We start from the raw sequence: 24,118 nt of genomic DNA on the forward strand, positions 1-24,118 counted from the left end.
AGTGTTCGGACCACTGAAGCGCCGGGCGAGTTCCGGTCTTTATTTTGGGATATAGCTTTTTTATTTCGAGATCTTCCGCACGGCTTGATTCGTCACGATCTATTCAATTTGATCTGAATTGGCATTATCAATTTGTAGTTCGCTTTGCCGTCCGATGACACCCACTATTGGCCATGTGAGACGCCGGAATTGGCATGCCGAAAACAGAGAAAGCCCTAACCGGAAATCGCCGAAGATCTGACAATTTTTGACAATTGCGAGTCGAGAATGATGCAGCATCGATACATGGCGAAATGCTATTGTGTAGAAATGGCTGAAGACGGAGAAGATTATGGAGCAAACCTATCGTTATCGTGGATTCGACATCATGGTCAACGCGTTGCATGCGACACATACGTGCTCACCTGTCGGCGGTGTCACTGCGCGGCGCGCGTACGTGGCGAACGTCACGTTGAAGACGCGGCTGATCGGCGGCGAGTGGTCGACTGCTTTCCGCGTCGGTCCGCTAGCCGGTCGTTCGGCGACCGATTTGCGAGAAGTACTGGCGGCTGGATTCGCGGCCGCCACTCGGGTCGTCGACGACGTGGTGAGCGTGATGGGCGATGGCCTCGCGCGCAAGGCGGCCTGAGGTCGTGGCGAGCATAGAAATAACCACGCGTATCCCCGCGGTGCGTGCGGGTCCCAGACAGGGCGAGCCCGTCGCCTCAGCGTCCTGTTGTTTTAATCCCGCTCCCCTGTGCGGGATTTTTTGCCCGATTGAAATCGCGGGCGCTCGATAACGCACTGTCACATCGGCACGACAACAGAAAACACAAGAAAAAAGCCTCGAACGCGAAGCGCGATCGAGGCTGCCGAAGGACAGACTCAATGTCTGTCCGGGAAGGTCGATCGGACCCGTGATCGACCTTCCCCACTATAGCGAGTTGTTGGTCGAGCAATTGTGAACAAATGTCTCAGTCGGATGCGCGTAGCATTGATTACCCGCGCTCCTGCATCCGGCGTCGTACATGCAGCCGCCCGGGCGGCTCGAAATATGTGCCGAAGCGCACGAGCCCGGCCCTCTTCAAATGACACGTCATTTCGAAACTGACCTGCACGCCCGGATCATCGTCCTCGAGGATGTCGATGTCGATAGCGCGAATACGTGGTTCGTATTTCAACAGCGTCGCTTCCATCTGCTGCTTCAGCGCGTGCGCCGACGACGGCAATGCCTTGTAGATGTTCGTCATGTCCGGCAGACCGTAGTCGGGCAGGTGCTTCAACGCGCCCGCGCGCGTGTTCAGAATGCGCTGCACGTTCTGCTGCACGCTCAGGCATTCGAGCGTGCGGTCGTCATAGGCGCCGAGCGGCTCCCCGCCGATCTGGCCGAGCAGCATGTCGTAGAGGGACGGTCCCGCCGGCATCGGGTGGCGCACCGTCAACCGTGCGCTGAATGTTCAGCGACGGCTTCGTCGCGATCGACAATTTCGATCGTCAGATTGCCTTCGGGGGAACTGGTCAGCAAGATCCTGGAGGGCGCTATTCCGCATGCCATGCGCGCGAGCAGTTCGCGCGACACCGTCGGCAGAATGCGCTGATTCAGAAACGCATCGATATTGCGCGCGCCCGATTCTCGCGTGAGACACAGCTCGGCCATCGCATCGATCAGCGCTTCGTCGCAGTTCAGTTCGACGCCGTGCTGGCGGTGTAGACGCTGCGCGATTTTAGCGAGCTTCAGACGCACGATCGAGGCCAGCGCGCTCGCATCGAGAGGGCGATACACGAGCGTCTGGAAGCGCGCGAGCAGCGCCGGTTGAAAGCGGCCGACGAGTTGCGGATGAATCGCATCGAGCAGCTCGTGGTGCGAGACGCCGGGATTTTCCGCGGTCGTCTCATCGATTTGCGCGCTGCCGAGATTGGACGTCATCAGGACCACGCAGTTGCGAAAGTCGATCTCGCGGCCCTCGCCGTCGCGCATCATGCCGCGATCGAACACCTGATAAAACATATCGAGCACGTCGCCGTGCGCTTTTTCGACTTCGTCCAGCAGCACGACGCAATACGGACGCTGCCGCACCGCCTCGGTCAGAATGCCGCCGCGTCCATAGCCGACGTAGCCGGGCGGCGAGCCCTTCAATTGCGAGACCGTGTGCGACTCCTGATACTCGGACATATTGATCGTCATCAGCGCGGCTTCGCCGCCGAACAGCAGGTCGGCGAGCGCGAGCGCAGTTTCGGTCTTGCCGACGCCCGATGGTCCAGCAAGCAGAAACACGCCGAGCGGCGCATGTTCATTCTTGAGCCCCGCCTTGGCGGTGCGCAGGCTTTCGGACAGGGCGGCGAGCGCATCGTGCTGCGCGACGACGCGTGTCGCGAGCTGCGTTTCCAGCGTCAGCAGGCTTTGCAGTTCGTCTTCGACGAGGCTGCCAACCGGCACGCCGGTCCACTCGGCGACGACGCGTGCGATCGCCTGGGCGTCGACGTCCGCGAAGATCAACGGGGCCTTGCCTTGGGCGGTCGTCAGTGCGCGACGTGCTTGCGCGAACGCGGTGGGATCGCGCGTGACAGCGTCGCTGTCGCGTTGGCGGTGCAGCGCCTGGACGAGTTCGAGTTCCTGTTCGTAACGTGTTTGCAGCGCCGCGAGTTCGGTCTTCGCGTTCGCGAGCGCGGCGTCCAGCGCGCCGCGGCGTGCTTCGCCGTCGTCGATGCCGGCGCGCTCGTCGTCTGCGAGCGTCGCGTGTTCGAGCGCCAGCGCGGCGACCACGGCACGCGCGCGTTGCCACTCGGCCGGCGGTGCGTCGAGGCCCATCCGCACGCGTGCGGCGGCGGTGTCGATCAGATCGACGGCCTTGTCCGGCAACCGCCGTGCGGGTATGTAGCGACGCGACAGCTTGACCGCGGCGACCAGTGCTTCGTCGCGAATGTGCACTTGATGGAACTGGGCGTAGCGGGCTTTCAGGCCGCGTAGCATCAGGCAGGCCGCGTCGTCGTCGGGTTCGTCGACTTTGATGATCTGGAAGCGGCGTTCCAGTGCGGCGTCGCGCTCGAAGAATTGCTTGTATTCGGACCACGTGGTCGCCGCGATCATGCGCAATTCGCCGCGCGCGAGCGCGGGCTTCAGCAGGTTCGCGGCGTCGGCGCCGCCCGCGGCGTTGCCGGCGCCGATCAGCGTGTGAGCTTCGTCGATGAACAGCAGGATCGGCACGGGCGAAACCTGCGCCTCGTCGATCACGTTCTTCAGGCGTTGCTCGAATTCGCCTTTCACGCCGGCGCCCGCTTGCAGCAAGCCGAGATCGAGCGTGAGGATGCGCACGTCGCGGATCACGTTCGGCACGCTTCCTTCGACGACTCGCAACGCGAGCCCTTCGACGAGCGCGGTCTTGCCCACACCCGGCTCGCCGACGAGGATCGGATTGTTCTTGCGACGGCGCGCGAGCACGTCGACCATCTGCTGGATCTCGCGGTCGCGCCCGAATACCGGATCGATGTCGCCGCGGCGCGCCTTGTCGGTCAGGTCGAGCGCGAAGCGGGCGAGGGCGTCGGCGCTGGCAGGCGTGGTCTCCTTTGTGCGAGAGACGACGTTCGGCGCCGAGGCGGTCGCCGAAGGTTGCGGCCGTTCGGGTTGCCGTTCGTCATCTTCGCTTTCGATTTCACTTTCGCACGACCGATGCGCAATTCGCGGCAGCAGCCGCTCGATCTGCGCGCTGCTGATGGCAAGCAATGGCCACGCATGCTGTGCGCGCAGTATATGGGGCGCATCGACGATCGCCTGCAGCAGATTCCCGGAGCGGATTCGCGCGTCTTCGCCCTCCGACGACGCGTGAAGCCATGCATCCGCAAGCAGTGCCGCTAGCTGCGGCGACAGCGCGGGCTTGCCGCGCAGATTGCGCGGCAAGCGATCGATTGCACTGAGCAGCGCGTCCCACAGCGCGTCGATATTGATCGCGTAATGCCGCACGACAGCGGGGATGTCGCCGTCGCCAGCTTCGATCAGCTTCAGCAGCCAGTGCTCGACCGTGATCTCGTCGGCCAGCCGCGTCTGGCAAAGGCTCGCGGCCGCTTCGAGCGCCTGCGCGCAGTGTGGGTTCAGTCGGCGCAGCAGTTGAGTGGTGTCCCAAAACGCGCTTCTTCGGTCGTCGCACAAGGTCATGTCGGCAGTCCGGTCAAGGATGCAGGCGGCAAGCGCGCTGTGCACTCGCCGATGAAAAAGGACCAGCCCGGCACGCGAACCGGTAACGGCGCGTCGACGCGCTGGTTTCGCGAATCACGCGCAAATCAGGAACGCTCGTTCCAGGTATCCTTGTGGATGATGTTGCCGTCCTTGTACGACCACGTGATCGTCTCGTAGCGCAGCTCGACGTCTTCGAGGTGGTTGTGCTTCTCGTAGTCGGGGTTCTTGATGTCGAACATCCTGGGCTTGACTGCGACGATCTTCACGTTGTCGAGCTTCGTGTTGAAGTATTCCTTTTCCTTGCCGGCGTCGTCGATCCTGTACCACCTGATCTCGACCGACTTCAGCGTCTGACCGCTCGTGACCGCCTTGTACAAGTACGGCGTCGACGAGTCGGTTTCCTTTGTCAGCGTGATGGGTTTGTGCACGCGGGTGCCGGTAAGCTTGCCGGTGTTGCCGTCGGTCGGGATATGCACGCCGTGATCGAACGCGACGAGTTCGACGCTGCCTTCGCGGCCTTGCACCGTCACCGAACCCTTGATATCAGCGCCGCCGTCGTCCTTGAGCCACATGTAGGCCGGAATTGCCATACCTTCTACTCCTTGATTTTTCTACTGCGAAAATCGCCCGGAGCAGCCCCCGAGCTTCTGAATCCCGAAGCGCGATGCTTCGGGGACGAAAGACTGTAGTCTTTATTGGGTGGTGCGAGCGTCCGGCACGAGCGTGATTTCGACACGCCGGTTCTTCGCGCGTCCGTCGTCCGACGCGTTGCTCGCGATCGGCCGCGTATCCCCATAGCCCTGAATCGCAAACTGCGTCGGCGCGGTGCCCGACACGTCGATCAGCCAGTCGCGCACGGCTTGCGCGCGTGCCGTGGACAACTTCAGATTGCTCTGCGGATTGCCGACGTTGTCGGTGTGCCCGGCGACCAGAATCCGCTTGTCCGGATGCGCCTTGATCATTTCGAGCGCACCGACCATGGCCCGAGTCGAGCCAGGCTTCAGCTCGGCGCGGCCGCTGTCAAATAGCGACATGCCGTCTAGCGTGACGACCGCCGGCGGCGGAGGCGGGGGCACGTACGATGCGATCGCGGTGTCGAGCGCCGGCAGCAACTGTGCACCGCGATACATGCCGAACGCCAGTCGCAACGGCACACCGATGCGCGCGTAACGGTCGAGTTGATCGCGATCGACGACGAGCGCGTGCAGCGCGTCGCGTTTCGCGGTGTCGTGCTCGGCCGGAATCCTCGAATAACGGCCGAGATCGGCGCCGATGCGATCGAGCAGCGCTTCGTTGTTTTTCGCGGCGGACCACGATGCAACGGCCGCCGCGCAGGCGAGCAGCGTGAGCGCATGCGCGCCGGCGATGCGGCGCGGCGACATCCAGTAGCGCCGCGGGGTTGCGTCGATCAGCGGTTGCGGTAGGGGCCACGGCAGCGGCGATGCGCCGACGGTGGCGCGTGTCACACAGGTTTGCCTCTGCACGTCGCGTTCCCACGGATCGGTCGAATCGCTTGCCGGACCGCAATCGATCCAACCGGCTCCGAACAATTCCCACGGCGCGGCGGGCTGCATCCGGTCGGTCAACGTGCCGATCACGACGCGCTGCGTCCAGCCGACGAGCGACGCGAGCGCCGCCGCGCGCGCGGCACCTGGGGCAGTGGTGTCAGCCGTGCTAACGCCCGCGTAGCCAGGCAGGCGCTGAGTCTCGGCTTCGGCCGCGCGGACCATGAGTTCGAAACGCTCGGCATCGACGATTCGCTTCGCGGACGACACCCCGTACCACGCAGGCACCAACAGACCGGGCGGGGCTGTGGTGAGCCGCTGATAGACCGCGACATAGCCGGGCAGGCTCGTGCCTAGCGTGCGGGCAGCATCGGCGACGCAATGGCGCACGACGCGCAGCTTCTGGGTGAGCATGTCGGCCCCGACATGCAGCGCGGGCGCCACCGACAGCACGACGCCATCGGGCGCGCGTCCGTCGCGCCACTGCCTGAGCGCGACCGCGAAACTCGGCAACTGCTGCGGATCATCGACGCGCAACCAGATAGCGCCGTCGCCCACGTACGCGAAGCGCTCCTCGTCGTTGCGATCGAACAGAGCCGGCAGACCGTCGCCGGTGACGAGCACGAGCGGCATACAGGTGCGCAGCTTCGGCGGAATCCCGGAGCTCGCGGCGCCGAGCGCGGCCAACACTTGCGCACTGCATTCGTGCGCGCGGGACAGCCACAGCGTGCGCCATCCGACGAGTACGCCCACGAGCAAGGCGACGACCGTCGTCAGCGCCGGAGCAACGCCACGTCCGCCCGGCAGCACTAGCCAGATCACCCCGAGTGCCAGCACGGCCGCGAACGCGAGCATCGCGCGCAATGGATAACCAAGCCCCTCGTACGCACGCTTGGGCGTACGTGCCGGCGTCGCGGGCAGGATGCGCAGATCGGACGTCACGGCCGCGCAACCTTCGTTTGCACGAGTTGCGCTAGCTGTGCGTCGAGCGCGGTCGACCACACCAGCCAGACGATGGCGGCGGCACCGCATGCGAGCGCCGCGATTGCCCAGGGCGAGAGCCGGTAAAACCAGTCGGACAAGCGGCGACCGGGGCGATCGGCAATGAAGGTACTTGCGGGCGCCGGGCGAAGTTTCTCCAACTGCGCATGCAGCGAGGTCGTCAACGCCGTGCGCTCCGCTTCGCCGTCGCGCGCAAACCGGCCGATGAAGCCGAGGCTCAGAATCGCCGCATAGCATTCGAGCAGGTCGACGTGCGGCGACGCTTCACGCATGCGAGCCTCGAGCCGTTCGAACACCCGCTCGCCCGCGTCGTGCAGGTTGAACAGCTCGACTTGCAGCGGTTTGAGTTCCCACGCCGCTCGGCTCTCTGCCGGCAGATAGCGCAGCGCGACTTCATCGAGCAGCCCGCATTGCGCGAGCAACGCTTCGCGGCGTACTTCGTCCGCATAGCCGCGCCGCTCCAGGGCAGTCGAGAAGTTCGCGATCAGCGATCCGCAACGATTGCGGAAGTCGGTTGCGTGGTCCACATGGCCGCCGGGTGTGAGCGTCGTCACGAGCAGCGCGGTGTCTCGCAGCAGATCGCGAATGCCTTCGCGTGCCCCGGGGCGCGCCGGCCATGCTCTCGAGCAACGCCGCTTCGGTGGCGTTTCGGGGCAGGGCGTTCATCAGCGCAGTACCGCGTAAAGTTCGAGCGATGCGTCGGGCACCGACGCCGGCAGATAGATCTGGCAAGCGCGCGCGGCGAGCATCTTCGCGTGCGCCGCGTTCGCTGCATCGAGCGCGAAGTATTGATTGTCGAGGCGCACCGGAATCGCGGACGGCACGCGCGCTACCGCCTTGAGTGGGATGCCGGGCAGCGCCGAATTGATGATGTGCTCGACGTCGTCGGGCGCGCCGATCTTGCACAGGCGCCGGAACTGCTCGGCGAGCTCGAACGCCGGCATCGGCGCGCGGACCGACAGATACCAGTCGACCGCGCCTTCGACGATGCGCTCTTCGAGGAACTGTCCCGCCCACGTGGTCGCACTCTTGCGCGTGAGGTCGATCGACACAACGCGCGACGGAATGATCGCGTCGAGCAATTCGCGGATCGTGGCCTCGAGCTTCGTGAACACCTCGTCGGCACGCGCGTGGTCGTAGGCGGGAATGTCGGTGAGCTGCGTGCGCGTCGAGAACGTGATCAATGCGCCGACGAGTTGCGCGAGCGTCGTGTACAACTGCTCGGGCGAGCGGCGCGGATGCGTCGCGTAGAGCCGCAACTGTGGCCACGCCGCGTGAATGCAGTGCAACAGCCAGAACAGCTGCACGTCGGCGACACCATATTCGGCGACCTGCTCGAGCCGTTCGTTGCGACGCGCTCCGAGCGCGGCGCTCTTCGCCTGCAGGATATCGGCCAGACGATTGATGCGCTCGAGGTGCAGCGGGTGGCTACCGAGCGTCAGGCACGGCGGCACGAAACGGTGATCGACCTGGAACTGGCCGCTGGTGGTGCGCGCGAGCCGCGCGATCGCGCAGACGGTATCGTCGGCATGCGATTCGAAGTCGAACAGCAAGCGCACTGCGTGGCGCTCGGACGCGATCTCGGTTTCGCTGCCGCCGTTCAGATCGACGACCTTGACGAACTCGCGATAGGTGCGGCGTGGACGCGCAAGCGACGTTTCGTCGAACCGGCAGTTATTGCCGTTCGCATCCGGCAACGCGAGCGCCGCGAGCACGAGGACACTTTGCAGGTCGGCGGGCATGCCCTTTGTCAGATCGCGCGCGGCGGGCAGAGCGTCGCTAAGCGTGGTGTCGATTGGCGTGCCGTCCGCGAAGCGCAACTTGAGCCTCGTGATCTTCAGACGGCCCGTCGCCAATGCTTCTTCGTCGACCTCGACGCCGAGTGTGCCCCACGGCTCGGCGAGCGCGCAGGTAGCGAACTGCTGTAGCGCGAAACCGGCCCACCGTTCCTGCTGCTGGAAGTGCTGCTGCGTGAGGATGAGGCCCTCGTGCCAGAGCGGTTTGTCGATCCGCATAGGTGTTTTGGTCTCTCGCGTGTTGGTCATTTAATCCGGATCGCTCCGGGATTGCGGATTCTATACGTCGTGTTTGGAAGTCGTATACATTTATTTCGATGGAAATTAAAAATATCACAAAAGTTCAAGCATTTTTATATTGAGATGTGGGATACATTTATCCTGGCGAAGCGATATTTAATTGAGATGGTGTTAAAAACTATACGAGATAAATTAACAAGTTCGGGCAAATGTTCGGTCGCGCTGAATCCGCTGAGCCGCGCTCAGGTCAACGGTTCTTCGCGGAAAGTGGACAAGGAAGTATATGGGCTGACAGCGGAACCGTAGTCAGATAATTCCGAATTTGCATTGCTTCACTATTTTTCACATTTTGTCGGTTTTTGAGTTATCAATAGGCTTTGACGCCGCGACAATAAACCTGATTTAATAGCGGTGCAGTTAAAAGCCGCGCACGTCGAAGCCTTGAAGAAGGGTAAATCGGACTACATGGGGAATACGTATGGACAGCTTTCAGCGCGAAATACCGAAGAGTCGCGTCTCAATCACGTTGGACCTGCACACGGGCGGCGCCCAGAAGAAGGTCGAGCTGCCTCTGAAGCTGCTGGTCGCCGGTGATTTCAGCGCGGGACGCGAGCAGGCGCCGTTGGCCGATCGCAAGAAGGTCAACATCGACAAGACCAACTTCGACGCCGTGTTGGCCGATTACGCGCCGGACCTGAAGATCGCCGCCGAGAACACGCTCGCCGGCGACGGTTCCGAACTGCCGGTCCAGCTCGCGTTCCGCTCGATGAAGGACTTCGAGCCGGAGCAGGTGGCGCGTCAGATTCCCGAATTGCAGGCGCTGCTGGCGATGCGCAATCTGCTGCGCGACCTGAAGTCGAATCTGCTCGACAACGGCATGTTCCGCCGCGAGTTCGAAAAGGTCCTGAAGGACCAGCGTCTGTCGGACAGGCTGCGCGGCGAGCTCGCGCAGATCGCGACGGCCGCGACGCAGCCGGAAGGCCATGCCTGAGCGGGGAGGGGCGAAGACGGCCTTCACAGCATTGCGCAACTACATCGCTGAAAAAATGCAGACAGGAATACAAATGGAACAGAATGAATCGCGTCAGGGCGCGACCCAGACCGTTGTGCTTGATGCCGCTCAGGACGCGTCCTTCGCCGGCGACAGCGTCTACGCGTCGCTGTGCAAGAAGATCAACCTGAAACCCGTTTCCGAGGCGCGCCCGCTCGAGGCGTTCCGCGACAACGACATGCTGTCCGAGGTGTCGGTCGACGAGCGCATCGCGCGCGGGATCGGCGCGTTTCTCGAACTGGTTGCGCAAGCGAGCCAGCCGGTCGAGCGCCTCGACAAATCGCTGCTCGATTTTCATATCGGCCAGCTCGATCGCCAGATCAGCCGTCAGCTCGATGCCGTGCTGCACACGCCCGAGTTCCAGGCGCTCGAAGGCCGCTGGCGTGGTTTGAAGATGCTGGTGTCGCGCACGGATTTCCGCAAGAACGCGCGTATCGAGGTGCTCGATGTGTCGAAAGATGCACTGCAACGCGACTTCGAAGACACGCCTGAGCTGATCCAGAGCGGTCTGTATCGCCTCACGTACATCGAGGAATACAACACGCCAGGCGGCCAGCCGATCAGCGCGCTGATCAGTGACTTCGAGTTTGCGAATTCGCCGCAGGACGTGGCGTTGTTGCGCAATATCTCGAAGGTCGCGGCGGCGGCGCACATGCCGTTCATCGGCTCGGTCGGCGCAGCATTCTTCGGCAAGAAGTCGATAGAAGAAGTTGCGGCGATCCAGGACATCGGCAACTACTTCGATCGTGCCGAGTACATCAAGTGGAAGAGCTTCCGCGGGACCGACGACGCACGCTACGTCGGCTTGACGATGCCGCGCGTGCTCGGTCGTCTGCCCTACGGCAAAGATACAACACCAGTGCGCGCGTTCAACTACGAGGAAGCGGTGAAGGGCCCGGACCACGACCGCTACCTGTGGGTCAACGCGTCGTTCGCGTTTGCGGCGAACATGACTCGCAGTTTCGTGAACAACGGCTGGTGCGTGCAGATTCGTGGTCCGCAGGCGGGCGGCAAAGTCGAGGACCTGCCGGTCCACCTGTATGACCTCGGCACTGGCGTGCAGCCGAAAATTCCGACCGAGGTGCTGATTCCGGAAACGCGCGAGTTCGAGTTTGCGAATCTCGGCTTCATTCCGTTGTCGTTCTACAAGAACCACGACTTCGCGTGTTTCTTCTCGGCGAATTCGACACAGAAGCCGGCGCAGTATGAGACCAGGGAAGCGACTGCCAATAGCCGCATCAACGCGCGGTTGCCGTACATCTTCCTGCTGTCGCGCATCGCGCACTACCTGAAGCTGATCCAGCGAGAAAACATTGGGACGACCAAGGATCGACGGCTGCTGGAAATCGAGCTGAACAACTGGATCAAGGGTCTCGTGACCGAGATGAAGGACCCGGGCGATGAGTTGCAGGCGTCGCACCCGCTGCGTGAAGCGAAGGTAACGGTCGAAGACATAGACGACAACCCGGGCTTCTTCCGCATCAAGCTCTTCATCATTCCGCACTTCCAGGTCGAGGGCATGGATATCGGCCTGTCATTGGTGTCGCAGATGCCGAAGGCGAAGAACTGAGCGGGAGTTTTTTAGCAAGGGATTTCGGGTGAGTTGCCGGAGCGGTCGTTAGGCGGTTGCCTCCGGCGACCTCGTGACACTTGCGCATTCAAGAGGAATTTCATGTCGATGGTATCGCCGTTGCAGGCTTATGAATTGAAGCTGGCTCCGCACCCGGCGCCATTCTCCGTCTTGAGATTCACTGGTGTCGATCAGGTCAGCCACTTGTACAAGTACGAGATCGAATTCACAAGCCCGGTAGCCGGTATTCCGATGGATCAGGTGCTGGGACGTCCGGCGCGGTTCGCCATTGAACCGGGGGACCCGGATATCGAGTATCTGCGCAAGATGTTTGGCGAAAACGCCGGGCAGTTCAGCGCGAGGCCACCCGCGCACACGATTCACGGCATCGTGACGCAGTTCGACGAGTTCGACACGTCGGTTGATGAGACGCGCTATCGGGTCGTGCTTGAACCGAAACTCGCCGACCTCGATCGCGGTGTGACGAGCCGGCTGTTTCAGAAACAGTCGGTCGAGGAAATCATTACCGATACGTTACGCCACTACGGGTATCGCAGCGGGGTTGACTTCGTGTTTCAGTTGCGTGGGCAGTACAAGCGGCATGAGTACGTCACGCAGTATCACGAGACGACCTTCAGATTCATTCAGCGGCTCTGCGCGCGGGAAGGGATGTGGTTCCGGTGGGAGCAGAAGAAAGACCGCGCGATGATCGTATTCGGCGACGATCTCGATGCGTACGCACGCAAGCAGCGAACGGTGTCGTTGCGGCGCGATTCGGGGCTCGAGAGTGTCGGCACGGATGCGATCACCTCGCTCGAACGGCGAACGCGGCGGGTGACCGAATCGGTGCGGCTGCATGACTATAACCATCGCCAGGCGGATGTGTCGTTGCTTGTCGAGGAGAACACGGTACGCGGCGACAGCACGACGAACGCGGTCGACTACTACTGGGGCGAGCACTACGAAACACCTGAAGAGGGGCAGCGAATTGCCCGGTTGCGGCATGAGGCGCATCTGGCCGCTCAGGTTGCTTTTACCGGCACGGGGAATCCGTTCTGGCTCGAGGCGGGTGAGGTCATGTCGATCCATCCGGATCCAGCCGATGCGAGGCACGGAATCTTCGTGACGTCAGTGAAGTCACGGGGCGCTCGGGATCAAGCGTATCAGTTGACATTCGAGGGGGTCCCGTCCGATCGAGTGTGGCGGACTTCGATGGCGTCGATTTCTCGGCCTGCCATCGATGGGATCTTGCCGGCGCGGGTTACGTCGCCTGGCAACTATAAGTATGCGTATCTGACCGAGCAAGGTTGGTATGTGATCGTGCTGCCGTTCGATCTCGACCTGTGGAGTCCGGGTGGAACGAGCCGACCGGTGCGGTTCGCGAAGCCGTATAGCGGAGATGGTTACGGGCATCACTTTCCGTTGATCGATGGGGCGGAAGTGGCGATCGTGTTTACCGCTGGGGATCCGGATCGGCCGGTGATCATCGGGGCGATGCACGACAGTTTGCATCCGGATCTCGTCAATAACCTCAACAACACTCGCAATATCGTTCGGACCGCGGCGCAGAATGAGTTGCGGATGGAGGATAAGGAAGGGGTTGAGCATATCCATCTGGCTACGCCGTTTCAGACTAGTGAGCTCAATCTGGGGCATATGGTTGATGGGGAGAGGAGGGAGCGGGGAAAAGGTGCGGAGCTGCGCACGGACGAGCATGTAGCGGTGCGGGGCGCTAAGGGGGTCTACATTTCCGCCGATGCACGAAGCGGCGCCGCAGGCGGTCAACTCGATATGCGCCCAGCTCAGAGTCTGCTTGAGCAGGCCTTGCGGCAGATGCAGACGCTGGCAGAGGCAGCGCAAGCTTCCCAAGCGATCGCGGCCGACTATGAAAAGCAAAAAACTCTCTTTGACGGGACGCTGAACGAGCTAAAGAAGGCGGGCGTTCTAGTCAGTGCGCCGGACGGAATGGGAATGGTCTCTGGCGATCACCTGCAACTGACAGCAAGCGGAAATCTGATCGCGACGGCGCGTGGCAATGCAGATATCGGTGTTCTCAGGCGATTCACGGTGGCGGCGGGTGAGGCGGTTTCGATGTTTGCCGGCAAGCTCGGGATCAAGCTTTTCGCGGCGAAAGGGAAGGTGGCGATCCAGGCACAGGCCGACGAGATGGCGCTGGCGGCGCTGAAGGATATGACGATCACCAGTTCCGAAGGCCGGGTTGTACTGTCCGCGGCCAAGGAGATCTGGATTGGCGCGGGCGGTTCGTACATCAGCATCAATGCCAACCGGATCGAGAACGGTACACCCGGTGACATTCTCGAGAAGTGTGCATCGTGGAGCAAGCAAGGATCCACAAGTGTCCAATCGCAGCGGCAAGCATTCTTTAACAGTCAACAGGAACGTCTATTCAGCCAGCAGATTTCTGTTGACGCGGCGTTGTACCACTTTTCTGAAATCAATGCGCCGATCAGATATCAGATCTTCGACGAAACAAACGTGCTGCTTGGCGCGGGTGTACTAGACCATGCCGGGAAGACATTGCGAGCGTTTACTGATACATCGCAGAAAGTAAAGACTGTTATCGATCTTCGCGAGGGTCGCTGGACCCTGGTGAAGTACGACGATCCATTCCACTTCCCCCAGGAAAGCCTGGGCGATCAGCATCGCGCTATTTTCGACTACGAAGATCATGACGAGTTGATCGCCGGTAAGACCAGCAGCAGTCGGGACCAACGACCGAGCAATACGTCGTCGGATATTTAACGGCGCGCGCGTTGACAAGAGGAACAATAGAGATGAAGTGTCGAGTCGCAAGTCTGTCACTGATGTTGGCAGCTACGATTGCAGTATTGGGAGGCTTTGCAGATGCGCAGGAAGTTCCGCTCGGCTCGCCTGCGGGGTTTATCGCGTCATCGGTCAACAGAGTCGCTGACGGACAGTACTGCGTAAGCGGACGGTCTGTCGATGACACCGCGCTTACAAACACTGCGTGGGTTGCTCTGGTCGATGTTGGCGCTCGAAAAACGGTATGGAAGACACGTCTCCCGTTCAAACAACCGTACGTCAGCAACTACGCGCTGTATTGCGTGCGGACAAACGATGCTTATTTCGTGCTTACGCAGGAGCAGACGCATACAGAAGCGAGTATTAACCAGACCAAAGTGATGCTTAGCAAGCTAGGGCGGGATGGCAAGCTATTGATGCAGCAGCCATTAAGTGTCGGATTCGACGAGTGGGCGTATCTACTGGACGTCAACGGTGATGCGATTACGATTGCGGGCGGTACCAGCGATGAACTCGATCGCAAGGGCAAACTGGCCACCTACATTGCGCGATTCAATGGGCAACTCGAACGTACGGCCCTGACCGTAATGACCAGCGGCGCATTTTGGACCGATGCAAATGCGGCAATAGAGGTCAACCAGTTGAGAGTTGCAGGTCAGTTCCTTCCAGCCAAAGGTGGGATGTCGGGGGGGCAAGATACATTTGCGGTCGCAAAGATCGACGTCGACCGACAGAGGTACCTGTTTTCGACGTATGTTTCGGCGCCAGACGAACGTGCCCGAACCTCGGTGTTCGGGCCAGACGGGAGCGCATATTATGTGGCGACGACGCCGACCCGACTGTTCGTGGCGGTCGTTTCACCTGTGGGCAAGCTGGTCCAGCAGTTTGCGACACAGAAGATTGTCTGTGACCTCACATCGATTGGCGTGCGTGGTTTGAGGATTGACGTGATCGGAACCACGTGCGACAAGCCGCGTGTGAGTACTCTTGCGGAAATCGATCTGGCAACTCAACGAGCCGTTTTGACTCGCCGTATCACCGGGAAAATAAGTGCTGCGCGCTTCGATGGAGACACGTGGGTGGCAGTGGTAGATACCGGGGATCGCGGCATTGTGCTGCGGCACGAAGCACAGTGACGGCGAGGAGAATCATGAGCGAATACACGTACGAGGACAAGCTTGCGTTCGTGAAGAAACTCTATTGTCCTGCACGACAGGTTGCGGCGGAAACGGGGTGTTCGTGGGAACTGATTCTCGCACAGGCGGTGCAGGAAACCGGCTGGGGAAAGCATGTGCTTCCCGGGACGAACAATATCTTCAACGTCAAGGCAGACGCGGGTTGGCGCGGCGAGTCGAGAATGTTCCACGTCTGGGAGGTGAGCACCGGCGGAGAGAAGGTATGGGTCGACGACTTGTTTCGAGTTTATGAGAGCGTGCTTGACAGTTTGCGCGATCGGCAGAGATTTCTCGCGGCTAACCCTCGATTTGCTCGCGCTGGTCTTTTTGACGCGGACGTCAAAGGTGACCTCGTCAGTGAAGCCAAAGTATTGCAGAAGGCGGGTTACGCGACTGATCCGAATTATGCGTCAGAGTTGGAAGAGGTCTATAAAGGGCGGTCAATGCAACGCGCGATTACCGCCGCGAGAGAGGAAGGCTGTGCAGGATGCTTGCCCGTAGTCAACGTGCGAGTGCTCGATGCCGGGCGGCAACCGATCGCAAATGCCAAACTCAAGCTGACGCAAGGCGCGAAGACGGCTGAGCTTTCGACAGACTCGGCCGGTCACGCGCAGATTCAGGCGGCGCAATCCGGTGGGCCTGTGTCTGTATGGGTATGGTCTGAGCATGACCATCAGTGGGCGACCGTTGATGGAACCGTGACGCCGACGCCTGCACCGACCGCCATGACGTTGATCGCGCCGACGATTACAGTCGCTCTGTCCACCGAGCCTCACAAGCAATCCAGTGCGTCGCCAGGTCCACCAGATTCCCCGGCATCCAGCGAGCCGGCGGTCGTTCTGAGCAAGAGTCAATACGAAACATATTCGATCAAGAAGGGCGATTCGCTCAGCCGTATCGCGAAAGCTCACTCGACAAGCTACGTTACTCTTGCAGAGCTGAACGGAATTGTATCGCCGTACTATGTCTATCCGGGTCAAATCATCAAAGTTCCCCTGAGTACAGCGAGAAAGGGGACAACGCCTACCTCCGAGGTTGCGGTACATAAAGCGCATGATACGAGGCAAGGCAATGCGCTTCATGTCATTCAATACCGGAGCGAAGCAGATCATCCGCAAACCGATTTGATGCTGGGCCGCCACGCGCCATGGATGGAAATTGCCGAACGAGAGTTCAAAGCAGGTGTTCGCCGACGTGGCGCGAAGCATCCAGATCAGCACATCCTCGAGTACTTCACGGCGACGTCGGCTGGTCGACAGAAGACCGACACGATTGCATATTGCGCTGCCTTTATTAATTGGTGCTTGACCCAATCTGGATACAACGGAAGCCATAGTGCGATGGCCAACTCATTCGCGAAATGGGGGCGGCCAACCCGTGGAAACAAACCGGCATATGGCGCCGTTGCGCTGGTGCACTTTCCCGAGGGCGGTTATCACGTCACGTTTGTCAATGGCAGACCTTCAAACGTGATCAATGGACGGCTGATCGCGACGTTAGGCGGGAATCAAGGACATGCGCATGAGGTGAGCCACAGTAAATTGCCGGCGTCATGGGTCGTGCATTATCGCTTCCCTGTTGGCTATGTGGAATTAGACGAAGATTACGAGCTGGATAAAGTTCAAGTCGATTCGGCTGCAATGACGGCTGCTTCGACGCGCTGAGTCTATTGGTCGATCACTACAAGGACATTGCTCGACGTTATGAAGAATAAATTCGTTTCCGCAACACTTATCGCGTCATTCACGACTCTTCCTGCGACGGCGAACGCATTCACGACTACAACGCTGAGCGCATATGAGTCGCCATATCCAGCGACTATTTCACTTCGAGATGCGGGAAGTACGGTTTCAGGTAAGCGTGTGATCGCATACCGAATCGTGACCAGTTCGTCCATTTGCCCTGCAACGTTTGAAGGAAAGGCGGAGTTCACTACAAAGTTCGATGACCGCGAGGACGATTCGGCATTTTTGCGTAACGGCGATGTCGTGAAGACGAATATCTTCAAAGGCACAGTTCCAAACGGAAGTATCACGATCACCATGGACGTGGAGTCAAGCAAGCCTAAATATGCGGAGATCCTGATCGAGCGGAGCTCTGGTGTTGGAGACGGATGTTTCTTGAACGGGAAATTGGGGCTCCTGTTTTTCTGAAGGCGCGGGTGGTCCTTGGACAGTCTGGTCCGGAGTGGTTTAGAGAAAATGATCGATTTGATTCGTTTGGGCGACGCTACCGACCATGGAGGGACGGTCATATCGGCCTCCGACACGATGTGTTTCGATGGCAGATATGTTGCACGTAAAGGCGATGAGGTGACGTGCCCGCGGCATGATACTCGTCCTAATCTCATCGTCGACGGGAACGAAGCCATGTTGGATGGCGGCGTGCCGATCGCTCGACATGGCTATCGAGCCATGTGTGGATGCCATCTGATTTCGAGTCTATTGTGAAGGGCAGGCTATGCCGGTAGAACTGCCCGAATTAGAGCCACCCGAGGTCCCGCCGGAACTTCCGCGCGCGATAGTCTGGCTTGGTTCATTTGTCGTAGTCATGCTCGCGGGTGTGATCGTCGCCTTGTTGACATGGTCGACGGGCGAACCCATCAATACCTTGTGGTTTTGGGTACGTCTGCTCGGATTTCCCGCGTTGACGTGGTTTGCGTTGTTCGGCTTGCGTTTGCACTACTACGGCGAAGAGATGCAGCGACTTCAGGCAGAAAGAGAGGTTCGGTCACGGGACAGAGACGCGGTACTTCGATTCGGTAGCGAGCCGCTGGCGGTTCTGGGCTTCGAATATTTGACTGCGTTGGGCCATGAGAAAGTCGCCGCCAGAATCGCCAAGGGCGAATCCATGTTGAGTGCACGAACATCGCGCAACGGGATGGTCGCGGTGCGCCACACCGCACTAACATTGGAGGGCACGGAGGACATACTTTCCCGTTACCGCGCTTGCTTTGATGCGCTGTTGGAGCGAATTAGCGACGCGGTGACGGCGATACCGCAAGAGGTGCCCTTCAGCGTTCGATTGCATTTGCCAGCTGATGGAGATCGGCAATCCTTGCTTCGGACGTGGGAAGTGTGCTGGGCTGCAAAAAATTTGCGGCCGACGAAGACAAAGACGTTGAGCGTGATTCAAGGTCTGATGGCGCTCGATCAATGGCTCGATGTCCGCGGCGGCTCGGACTTGGAAAAAGCGACATTGTATGTTTCGGCTCAACTGCATGAGCACGCGTCGCAATCGAGTGCGGAAGCGGCGGTTTGCGTGCTGCTTGCGTGGGCTCCCCTTGCTGAGCGGTGTGCGTTGAAGACGAAAGCATTGCTGCATCGGCCTGTGGAAACCGAAGCGGGAGATTTGAAAACGGGAGTTTCCCGAGCCTTGCTGTGGGGCAACGCGACAAGTGCCGGTATCAAAGTTCTTTGGCAGGCCGGTTTGACGGGCACGCTCAAGGCGGACCTGCTTCGAGTTGCCTCGGAAGTGAATCTGGGTGTAGCCCAAACAGTGGGACTTCCGGGCGTACACGACATCGATCTGGCCGTCGGTATGCCGGGCGTCTGCGCTGGGTGGCTCGCCGTTGCGCTTGGTATTGAAAGTGCGATGCAAACAGCGGCACCTCAACTTATCGCGTGGCACGAAGCGACATTGAGATTCGCTGTTGTCAACGCTGCTCGCGGACAAGAAGAAATGGCACCCAAAGCATGACTATCCGCAAAATCCAGGGATACTGGATTCTCGCCTGCTCAGCGACGGCAATCGCGGCCATCCTCGCATATTTCAAAGGCGACGCTCTTAATCCATCACCTTCGTATCGGGTGCTGGTGGTATTGCTGGTCGGAAGCGCTGTTCTTCTGTTGCGCGCGCCGCTTTCCAGTGCCTGGAGAGTTTTCGCGCGCAATGCGCCTGGCCGCTCTGCGAAGCAGTATGACCGTGACCCGTCGGCTCGTGTCGGTGCAGCGACAACCGATGCGACACTCGACCTCAATGCACATCGTGGCAAAATCCTGCGCGAAGCGCTCCGCGCCCTCCACGGCCGCCACTGGCGCTACCACAACCGCTGGCTTCTGCTGACCGGCGACCTCCCCCTGGTAAAACGCCTCGCCCCCGGCCTCGCCGAAACCGGCTACGCCATCACCGGCAACACAGTCCTGCTCTACGCGGCTCAAACCAGCACGACCCTCGACATCACCTGGCTCACCCAAATCCGCCGCCTGCGCCGCCGCCGGCCGATCGACGCAATCGTCGCAATAACCCGCAACCGCAGCTCAGCCAACTCCCCCTTCGACGCCGACGCGCTCGCCCAACGCCTCGCGCGTCACGCGCGTGCACTGCGCTGGTCCGCGCCTGCCTATCTGCTCAACGTAACGGACTTCAGCACCGAACCGAAGAGCGACGACGAAGCGATCGGCCTAACGTGGTCAAACGCCCGCGTGCACGCCCCCCACATCGACGACTCGCTACAAAACCTCACCCGCCAGCTCGCGGACGCCGGCGTCCTTCGTCTCGCCGACGACAAACACGATCGTTACCCCGCGGAGTTATCGCAACACATCGAAAGGCTTTCCAGCGCGTTGTCGGGACTGGTCGCGCAGACCGAGTATTCATATTACTGGCGCCAGGCCATCCACGGCCTTCTGTTCGCGCCGCTGTTCAAGGAGCGCGAACTAGCCCCGCCCGCGACCCTGCGCGGCGACAAAGACACGGCAGGTGAAGACGCCGAGGCGGAACGCATCGCCCCCCAGCACCGCACCGTCTGGCAAACCATCGCCGTCCACAGTCTCAAGCTCCACGGCCGCCGCATCGGCTTCTCGCTATCGACCACCGCCGCGTGGACCGCCACCGCGGCGATCGCGCTATGGACCACCGGCACGATGATCTCGGGTATCACGAACCGTGCGACGATCCAAACCGCCGCCGACACTCTAACGAAGCTCGCAGAAGCACACGACCCAACCCGATCGATGCAAACGCTCGACACACTCGACAAGCAGATCGACACACTCGAATCCCACCAGCTTGACGGCGCCCCACACCTCGCACGTTTCGGCCTGAACCGCGACACCGCGCTACTAAACGCCCTATGGCCCAGCTATGAAAACGCCGCGGGCCGCATCCTGGTCGGCCCGATCCGCGAGAAGCTGGAGGCACGTCTGCGTCAGCTTGCCTCACTGACAGACGCCGAGATTGCAAGCGGCGGCAGTGCCGAAGTGCAGGCCGTCTACGACACGCTGAAGACCTATATGATGCTCGCCACGCCCGAACGCGCGGTCGCTGCCTTCCTCGCACCACAGCTCACCGCGACGTCCGCGCCTACGCGGCCCGCCAACTCGCCGCTGTCGGCCGGCGCATGGGAAGACCTGCGTCAGCACACCATCACCTTCTTCGCGAATCATCTAGGCCGTCGTGCATCGACAAGCGGCTCGTCGCTCGCGATCGTCGATAACAACGGACTCATCTCGGCGACGCGCCAAACGATCATCGGCGTGCGCGGCATCCAGAACTCGACCGACGCGGTCTATCAACAGATCCTCGACGACGCCAAAGCCAAGTATCCGCCGGTGTCGCTCGCGACGCTGCTCGGCGACACATCGAGCCGCGGTCTGTTCAGCACGATGGCCACGGTCCCCGGCGTTTTCACGCGCGCGGCGTGGGAGGAGCGCATCGCAAAAGCGATCGACGACGCGAGCGAGCAGAGCAAGATCACGGGCGACTGGGTGCTGTCGGACGTCGAGAATAAAGCGGAGCCATCGTCGTCGCTGAAAGCCGGGCTGCGTCAGCGCTATTTCGACGATTACGCGCGCGCCTGGGGGCTGTTCCTGAACAGCCTGCGCTGGCAATCGGCACCGACGCTGTCCGCGACCGCCGATCAGCTAGCGCTGCTCGGCGACCCACAGCGCTCGCCGCTCGTGATGCTGATGAACGCGATCGTCTATCAGGCGGCCGCGGGCGCGCGCACGCAATCGCTGTCGGACACGCTGGTCAGCAAAGCGCAGCAACTGATCGGCGCGGACGAAAAAAATCCGTCGAAGCAAACGCAGCCGCCGCTTGCACCGCTCGCGGTCGCGTTCGGGTCGATCCTGCGGCTTGCCGGCAGCGATCTCCCGTCCGGCGCCACGCGGGCGAACGCGAACTCCACCGCGCAACTGGCCGCGACCGGTGATCTCAGCGTCGCGCGCTATCTCGAACGCGTGACCGCGATGCGTCTGAAGATCGAACAGATCGTGTCGAGTCCCGACACCGATGCGATGTCGCGCATCGCCGCGCAGGCGGTGCTGCAGGGCAAGACCTCGGACATCGCCGACAGCCGCGATTACGCGAGCCGCCTGTCCGCGAGTCTCGGCGAACGGTGGGCCGGCTTCGGCGGGCTGTTCCAGGCGCCGCTCGATCAAACGTGGCAGGTGCTGGTGCAGCCGGCCGCGGCGAGCCTCAACGAGATCTGGCGCACGGCGATTGTCGCTGACTGGAACGGCGCGTTCGGTGGCCGCTATCCGTTCGCGGACTCGGACAACGACGCGTCGCTGCCGGAAATGGCGCGCTTCATGCGCCCCGACAACGGCGTGATTACGCAGTTCGTGACGACGCAACTGGCGGGTGTGGTCGAACGCCAGGGCAATCGCTGGATCGCCGCGCAGGGCGCGAGCCACGGCCGCGCATTGACGCTCGATCCAACGTTCCTCGACGGACTGAACAATATGACGCGCGCATCGACGGTGCTGTTCCCGTCCGGCGACGCCCACGTGCGCTACGAATTGCGCGCGGTGCCGACGCCGGGCGTCACCGACACGCGCTTCGTGCTGTCGGGCCGCGAGTTGCATTACTTCAACCAGAAGGAAGAGTGGACGCCATTCCTGTGGCCCGGCGATTCGCTCGAAAACCTGTCGCATATCGAATGGCAGACCGAGCACGGCGGCCTGCGCTCGGCACTCGACGCCCAAGGCCGCTTCGGCCTGATCCGTCTACTCGAACGCGCGCAGGTGTCGCAACAGGACGCCGCGCGCTATGTGCTGTCGTGGCAGCCCGACCAGAGCGAGGGCATCCCATTGCGCGTGCAGCTGCGCAGCGAGACGGACGCCGGCCCGCTCGAAGTGCTCTCGCTGCGTCACTTCAAGCTACCCGCTCGAATCTTCGTGACCGGCAACCCAAAAAGCGCGCCGAAGCTATCCGAGGCGAACCCGCCGCCGCCATTGCCGCCCGCGGCGCTCAACGCGGCGAAGCACGCGGCGGTGGGCTTGCCGCAAGCTTCGCTGCCGGAGGTCGAATAAATGCTGTCAAGTTTGTTGAAGACGCTGTTCCCGTCGCGCGACGAAGAACAACGCGTGCGCGCGCGTCTCGATGCATGGAGCGCATGGCTGCAGCCGCTACCCGGCGAGCACGGCTGCGGCCGCGACCCAGGCTATGAAGACCTGTTCTTCGAGTTGCGCGAGGAAACGCAAAAACTCTCCGGTATCGACGACAGCCTGGTCGTCCGTTCGTGCGAGCAGTTGCTGAAGGAGACCGGCAAGGATCTGCGTGTCGCCGGTTACTACGCGTTTGCACGTCTGCGCGCGGACGGTCCTTCCGGCTTCGCGGATGGGCTCGAACTCGCGGCGTCGCTCGTCGAGCGCTTCGGCGAGAATGTGTTCCCCGCGCGCGCCGAGGCAAAGAAGGGCGCGCTCGACATGCTTGCCACCACACGCGTCATCGCACTGCTCGAGAGTCGCGGCGAGTTCGCGGCGGCCGACCTCGAACGCGCGATCGCGGCGCTCGATCTGCTTGTCACGCGTACGGCCACATGGACCGACGCGGCTCGGCCGAATTTCGCCGCGCTGATCGCGCGTTTCGAGCAGAACGACGCATCGACGCGTGGCAATGAGCTCGATTCCGCAACCTCACCCGCATCGCCGGGCTCAGCTTTTACAGGCAGCCCGAACGTCTCGGTCGCATCGACGCGCGACCTGCTCGATCAGGCCCGCTCAATGGCGCTGTGGCTACGCGACCAGGAGAACGGTTACCTATCGTCGGTGCGGCTGGTCCGCACGGTTCGCTGGGACACGCTGCACGAAGTGCCGCCCGCCGATGCGGCATCACGCACACGTCTGATGCCACCGCGTGGCGAGCTGCGTCAGCAGATGAAACGGCTCGTGCTGCAAAAGCAGTGGCATGAGCTGCTCGAACGCGTCGAGGGCGCATTCCTGGAGGGCGTCAATCACCTGTGGTTCGATCTGCAGTATTTCCAGCACGTCGCACTCGATCACGTCGGCGCGCCCTACAGCGCATGGCGTGAACAGTTGCGCGCGGATTTCGCGCTGTTTCTCGAACGCTTGCCTGGCATCGAGCGCCTCGCGTTCAACGACGGCACGCCGTTCGCCGACGACGCATCGCTCGAATGGATCGCACGCCACGCGGTAGTGCGCAATCTCGAGGCGGGCGAGAGTATCGCGCCGCTGCCGGTAGCGGCCGGCAACGACCACGAAGCGACCGGCGACTGGCCCGAGATCGAAGCGCAGGCGCGCGATCTCGCGGGGCAGGGCGGCATCGAGGCCGCGTTCGCCTGGCTCGAAGGGTTGCCCGGCCTTCGCACCGATCGGCATCGCTACCTGCAGCGGCTGGTGATGGCGCGCCTCGCCGATCACGCGGGTCGTGCGGACACCGCGCTCGCACTGCTCACCGAACTCGACGCGAGCGCACGCTCGCTGCCGCTCACGCGCTGGGAACCCGCGCTCGTGTTCGAGGTGAAGCAGCAGTTGCTGCGCGCGTTGAACGCGCTGAGCAACCGCAAGGACGCCGATAGGCCCGCGCTCGCGCGCCGCATCGGCGAACTGCAAGCCGAGCTGACCGTGCTGGACCCGGCGCGGGCGTTGACCTTCTGACA

At 61.5% G+C, this 24,118-nt stretch carries 16 protein-coding genes and 1 pseudogene; 11 read left to right on the forward strand and 6 right to left on the reverse strand.

Annotated elements, in window-relative coordinates; all coding sequences use genetic code 11:
* Window positions 1-331 precede the first annotated feature (331 nt).
* Window positions 332-628, forward strand: coding sequence for a hypothetical protein (locus tag QFZ91_RS28465; protein WP_429569169.1), 297 nt, complete (start codon window positions 332-334; stop codon window positions 626-628).
* A gap of 349 nt (window positions 629-977) precedes the next feature.
* On the opposite strand, the gene tssE is transcribed toward QFZ91_RS28465, so the two are convergent.
* The 6 genes and pseudogenes from tssE to tssK all read right to left on the reverse strand — a co-directional run bounded on the left by tssE (window position 978) and on the right by tssK (window position 8,672).
* Entirely contained in the window at window positions 978-1,403 is a 426-nt protein-coding gene (gene tssE / locus QFZ91_RS28470; RefSeq protein ID WP_429569170.1) for a type VI secretion system baseplate subunit TssE, read from the reverse strand.
* Window positions 1,404-1,417: 14 nt separating this feature from the next.
* Window positions 1,418-4,129 (reverse strand): type VI secretion system ATPase TssH, encoded by a 2,712-nt coding sequence (tssH, locus tag QFZ91_RS28475; RefSeq protein ID WP_429569171.1) that lies wholly within the window; start codon window positions 4,127-4,129, stop codon window positions 1,418-1,420.
* Window positions 4,130-4,254: 125 nt separating this feature from the next.
* A complete protein-coding gene (locus QFZ91_RS28480) occupies window positions 4,255-4,740 on the reverse strand; it encodes an Hcp family type VI secretion system effector (protein ID WP_429569172.1) in 486 nt (161 codons plus the stop codon).
* A gap of 102 nt (window positions 4,741-4,842) precedes the next feature.
* On the reverse strand, window positions 4,843-6,597 hold the full coding sequence (locus QFZ91_RS28485) for an OmpA family protein (protein ID WP_429569173.1): 1,755 nt from the start codon (window positions 6,595-6,597) through the stop codon (window positions 4,843-4,845).
* Window positions 6,594-7,323: pseudogene (locus tag QFZ91_RS28490) on the reverse strand (DotU family type IV/VI secretion system protein). Before QFZ91_RS28490 ends, QFZ91_RS28485 begins: the two are co-directional and overlap by 4 nt.
* Window positions 7,323-8,672 carry a type VI secretion system baseplate subunit TssK gene (gene tssK / locus QFZ91_RS28495; protein WP_429570893.1) on the reverse strand — a complete coding sequence of 450 codons (1,350 nt, stop codon included), beginning with the start codon at window positions 8,670-8,672 and terminating at the stop codon, window positions 7,323-7,325. Before tssK ends, QFZ91_RS28490 begins: the two are co-directional and overlap by 1 nt.
* A 499-nt stretch (window positions 8,673-9,171) precedes the next feature.
* Between tssK and tssB the strand changes: the two genes are divergently transcribed.
* The 10 genes from tssB to tssA all read left to right on the forward strand — a co-directional run bounded on the left by tssB (window position 9,172) and on the right by tssA (window position 24,116).
* Window positions 9,172-9,684: a type VI secretion system contractile sheath small subunit gene (tssB, locus tag QFZ91_RS28500; RefSeq protein ID WP_429569174.1), complete on the forward strand. Its 513-nt coding sequence runs from the start codon at window positions 9,172-9,174 to the stop codon at window positions 9,682-9,684.
* A gap of 73 nt (window positions 9,685-9,757) precedes the next feature.
* On the forward strand, window positions 9,758-11,314 hold the full coding sequence (tssC, locus tag QFZ91_RS28505; RefSeq protein WP_429569175.1) for a type VI secretion system contractile sheath large subunit: 1,557 nt from the start codon (window positions 9,758-9,760) through the stop codon (window positions 11,312-11,314).
* Window positions 11,315-11,416: 102 nt separating this feature from the next.
* Window positions 11,417-14,077, forward strand: coding sequence for a type VI secretion system Vgr family protein (locus QFZ91_RS28510; protein WP_429569176.1), 2,661 nt, complete (start codon window positions 11,417-11,419; stop codon window positions 14,075-14,077).
* Between the two features lie 32 nt (window positions 14,078-14,109).
* Window positions 14,110-15,234 (forward strand): hypothetical protein, encoded by a 1,125-nt coding sequence (locus tag QFZ91_RS28515; protein WP_429569177.1) that lies wholly within the window; start codon window positions 14,110-14,112, stop codon window positions 15,232-15,234.
* A 14-nt stretch (window positions 15,235-15,248) separates the two neighbouring features.
* Window positions 15,249-16,937 (forward strand): TIGR02594 family protein, encoded by a 1,689-nt coding sequence (locus QFZ91_RS28520; RefSeq protein ID WP_429569178.1) that lies wholly within the window; start codon window positions 15,249-15,251, stop codon window positions 16,935-16,937.
* Between the two features lie 39 nt (window positions 16,938-16,976).
* The gene (locus QFZ91_RS28525) at window positions 16,977-17,426 is read left to right on the forward strand and encodes a hypothetical protein (protein ID WP_429569179.1); all 450 of its coding nucleotides are present in this window, start codon (window positions 16,977-16,979) and stop codon (window positions 17,424-17,426) included.
* Window positions 17,427-17,474: 48 nt separating this feature from the next.
* The gene (locus QFZ91_RS28530) at window positions 17,475-17,723 is read left to right on the forward strand and encodes a PAAR domain-containing protein (protein ID WP_429569180.1); all 249 of its coding nucleotides are present in this window, start codon (window positions 17,475-17,477) and stop codon (window positions 17,721-17,723) included.
* Window positions 17,724-17,733: 10 nt separating this feature from the next.
* On the forward strand, window positions 17,734-18,972 hold the full coding sequence (locus QFZ91_RS28535) for a hypothetical protein (protein ID WP_429569181.1): 1,239 nt from the start codon (window positions 17,734-17,736) through the stop codon (window positions 18,970-18,972).
* Window positions 18,969-22,529 carry an ImcF-related family protein gene (locus tag QFZ91_RS28540; protein WP_429569182.1) on the forward strand — a complete coding sequence of 1,187 codons (3,561 nt, stop codon included), beginning with the start codon at window positions 18,969-18,971 and terminating at the stop codon, window positions 22,527-22,529. Before QFZ91_RS28535 ends, QFZ91_RS28540 begins: the two co-directional genes overlap by 4 nt.
* Entirely contained in the window at window positions 22,530-24,116 is a 1,587-nt protein-coding gene (gene tssA / locus QFZ91_RS28545) for a type VI secretion system protein TssA (RefSeq protein ID WP_429569183.1), read from the forward strand.
* Window positions 24,117-24,118 lie beyond the last annotated feature (2 nt).

Source organism: Paraburkholderia sp. JPY419, from assembly GCF_050435705.1.
GTDB classification, from domain to species: domain Bacteria; phylum Pseudomonadota; class Gammaproteobacteria; order Burkholderiales; family Burkholderiaceae; genus Paraburkholderia; species Paraburkholderia youngii.